This is a genomic window from Crenobacter luteus, assembly GCF_004345725.1.
Taxonomy (GTDB): domain Bacteria; phylum Pseudomonadota; class Gammaproteobacteria; order Burkholderiales; family Chromobacteriaceae; genus Crenobacter; species Crenobacter luteus.
Window position 1 is genome coordinate 1 of sequence record NZ_SLXG01000048.1, and the last position, 3,296, is coordinate 3,296.

At 64.7% G+C, this 3,296-nt stretch carries 3 protein-coding genes; 2 read left to right on the forward strand and 1 reads right to left on the reverse strand.

Translation table 11 applies throughout. The features are described 5' to 3' along the window. Positions 1 to 178 precede the first annotated feature (178 nt). Entirely contained in the window at positions 179 to 1,243 is a 1,065-nt protein-coding gene (locus tag EV683_RS14115) for an ABC transporter substrate-binding protein (protein WP_066613336.1), read from the forward strand. A gap of 67 nt (positions 1,244 to 1,310) precedes the next feature. Beyond that, the gene (locus EV683_RS14120) at positions 1,311 to 2,399 is read left to right on the forward strand and encodes a VanZ family protein (protein WP_131863216.1); all 1,089 of its coding nucleotides are present in this window, start codon (positions 1,311 to 1,313) and stop codon (positions 2,397 to 2,399) included. On the opposite strand, the gene EV683_RS14125 is transcribed toward EV683_RS14120, so the two are convergent. Beyond that, positions 2,385 to 3,008, reverse strand: coding sequence for a pyrimidine 5'-nucleotidase (locus tag EV683_RS14125; protein ID WP_131863217.1), 624 nt, complete (start codon positions 3,006 to 3,008; stop codon positions 2,385 to 2,387). The two genes, EV683_RS14120 and EV683_RS14125, sit on opposite strands and share 15 nt — an antisense overlap. Between the last annotated feature and the right edge of the window lie 288 nt (positions 3,009 to 3,296).

Here is a 3,296-nt window from a genome sequence, read left to right on the forward strand (position 1 = left end):
TCGAGCGGCGGCTGGACACGCATTACGCCTTGCTCAAGCTGGCTTGTTCCTTGATCTGCTTACGCTTTGTCGAGCGGTTTTGTTAGCGGCTCTTAGAACAAATGGGTGAAATCGGGTCGGGCGGCCGCCAATCCGCCCATTCGTTCAGCTTTTCCCGCCAGTGAAAGGGATATCGATAATGAAGAAGTTGTTGCTCGCGCTCGCCCTGGCCTCCTCGGCCAACGTCTTTGCCGCCGACACGCTGCATCTGTACAACTGGAACAACTACCTGTCCGACGCCACCGCCAAGCGCTTCGAGGCCGCGTGCAAGTGCAAGCTGGTGCAGGACTACTACGGCGACAACGAGGAGATGCTGGCCAAGCTGGCCGCCGGCGCGAAGGGCTACGACATCGTCGTGCCGACCGGTTTCGCCGTGCAGACGCTGATCAACCAGAAGGCCGCCGCGCCGCTGGACAAGAGCAAGCTGCCCAACCTGAAGAACATGGACCCGGGCTATCTGAACGCCTTCTTCGACAAGGGCAACCAGTACTCGGTGCCGTACGCGTTCACCACCACGCTGCTCGGCTACAACGAAACCCAGCTGAAGCAGGCCGGCGTGCTCGACAAGGCCAACAGCTGGGCGCTGATCTTCGATCCGGCGGTGCTGGCCAAGATCAAGGGCAAGGTCACCGTGCTCGACTCGCAGCGCGAGCTGATGGCCGCCGCGCTGATGTACCTGGGCAAGAGCGCCAACAGCACCAACCCGGCCGACTGGCAGGCCGCGCGCGACCTGATCCTGAAGGCCAAACCGTACTGGGCCGCCTTCAACAACCAGAGCTACATCAAGCAGCTGACCACCGGCAACATCTGGGTCGCGTTCGGCTACTCGAACGACATGTTCCAGGCGCAGGCCGACGCGAAAAAGGCCAAGCGTCCGTTCAGCATCGGCTTCAGCCTGCAAAAAGAGGGCAACACGCTGTCGCTGGACAACTTCGTCGTGCTGAAAGACGCGCCGCGCAAGGACTTGGCGTACCAGTTCATCAACTTCATGCTGGACGGCAAGAACGCGTCCGACCTGACCAACGAAATGGGCTCGGGCAACCCGAACGCCGCGGCCAAGCCGTTCGTGAAGCCTGAAATCGCCAAGGTGCCGGCGATCTTCCCGGGCAAGGCCGACGTGGCCCGCCTGCAGCAACTGCAGGACCTGAACGCCAAGCAGCGTCGCGACCTGAACCGCATCTGGTCCGAAATCAAGCTGAAGTAAGCGTCGGCGCCCGGACTCCGGCCGGCAGGCCGGGGCCGGGCGCCTCGACCGCAACCCTGGCCGCGTCATGCTGTCTCCCTCCTCGTCGTCCCGCCTGCCCGCGCATGTCGCCCTGCTGATGCTGGCGGTGATCGTGTTCACCAGCTTCTACCCGTTTTCCGACTGGAGCTACTCGGGCCGTCCGCTGTTCGAGTTCCTGTTCTATCCCTTGCCTTACTACTTCCGGCTGTTCGACAACCTCGTCAACTGCCTGATCTACATTCCCTACGGCTTCGCGCTCGCGCTGGTGCCGCGCCGCCACTGGCTGGGCTGGCTGTGGGCGCTCGCCGCCGCCGGCGCGACCAGCTTCTGCGTCGAGTTCGGCCAACAGTTCCTGCCGACGCGCGTCGCGTCCAACCTCGACATCGCCTACAACCTCGCCGGCGCCTTCGCCGGCGCGACGCTGGCGGTCAGCCCGTTCACCGTGCGCGCCTGGCGCCACGTGCGGGACTGGCGCGCCGAATGGTTCGCCGCCGGTGCCCCGGCCGATTACGCGGTGGCGCTGGTCGTGCTGTGGTTCGTCACCCAACTGAACCCGTCGGTGCCGATCTTCGGCGTCGTCGTGCGGCCGATCGGTCTGCCGCAACCCTTCGTGTCGCCGCTCGACAACCCGGTGCTGTTCCTGTTCCTGCTCGAAGCCGGCGGCGCGATGCTGCACCTGATCGCGCTGCTCTTGTTCGTCACCTGCTTTCTGCGCCACCGCCGCTACACCGCGCGCGCGGTCGGCGGCGTGATCCTGCTGGCGCTGCTGCTCAAGCTCCTGGCCGCAGGGGCGCTGCTCAAACCCTTCGCCTTCTTCGAATGGTTCGACCTGAACGTGATGGCCGGTCTGTCGAGCGGCTTCCTGCTCGTCTGGGCGATCACCCGGCTGGGGCGGATCACGCAGACGCTGTGCGCGCTGCTCGCGCTGGTCGCCAGCCAGATGGTCGTCGCCATCTGGCCGCTGCGCGCCAATACGCAGGACATGCTCGGCCTGTTCCGCTGGGGCTACGGCCACCTCGAGAACATGGGCGCGCTGGTCGAGTTCCTGTCCCATCTGTGGCCGTGGGCGGCCGGCGTCTGCCTGCTCGCCTCGCTGCTTCGCGAGCTGCGCCGTCCCCGCTCAGGGCACCCCTAGTTCGGTGATGCGCGCGATGCGGCGGTCGACGTAGGCCGGCCGGCGCGCCGCCTTGCTGATCCACACCGTCTTCATCCCCAGCGCCTTCGCGGCCTTCAGGTTCTCCAGCGAGTCCTCCACCATCACGCAACGCGCGGCGTCCAGCCGGTGCTCGGCCAACACCGCGCGGAACGCCGCCTTGTGTGGCTTTGGAAGGTAGTCGAGGCGTTCGACGCCGTAGCAGTCGACGAAATGGCGACGGATTCCCATCCGCTCGACCACGCCCTCGACATAATGGGTCGGTCCGTTCGACAGCACGATCTTGCGTCCGGGCAGGCGACGCATCGCCTCGGCCAGGCCCGACTCCCAGCGCAGCCATTGCGCCAACTCGTCCAGCGGATGGGTCGTGGTCAGGAAGTGCTGCGGGTCGACGCCGTGGTGGCGCACCAGACCCTTGAGCGTCGCGCCGTATTGCGCCCAGTAGCGCTGGCGCAGCGCCTCCGCGTCGGCGTGCGTCAGCGCCAGATGGCGCATCATATAGTCGGTCATCGCGCGGTTGATGTGCGGAAAGATGCCGTGGCTGGCATCGTGCAGCGTGTTGTCGAGATCGAAAATCCAGGTCAGGGCCACAAGCCACCTCGGTCGGGGAAACGGGAAAAATGCAGCAAAGCCAACGTTCTACGCCGACCCGCCTGGCGCGGCAAGAGAGCTGTCCGAAGATTTTTGCAAAAAGGTGTTGACGTCACGAGAGGGGGTGGGTATAGTTCGCCTCCTCGCTGCAGCGCAAACGAAACAACGCGACGCAGCCCGCTCTTTAATAAACCGAACAACCGATAGGTGTGAGTTTCTGGCTTCGGCAAGAAACTGGCACCAGCAAGTAGCGCGATCTTCGGATCGTGGCCTTGCGGACCAGAAGTA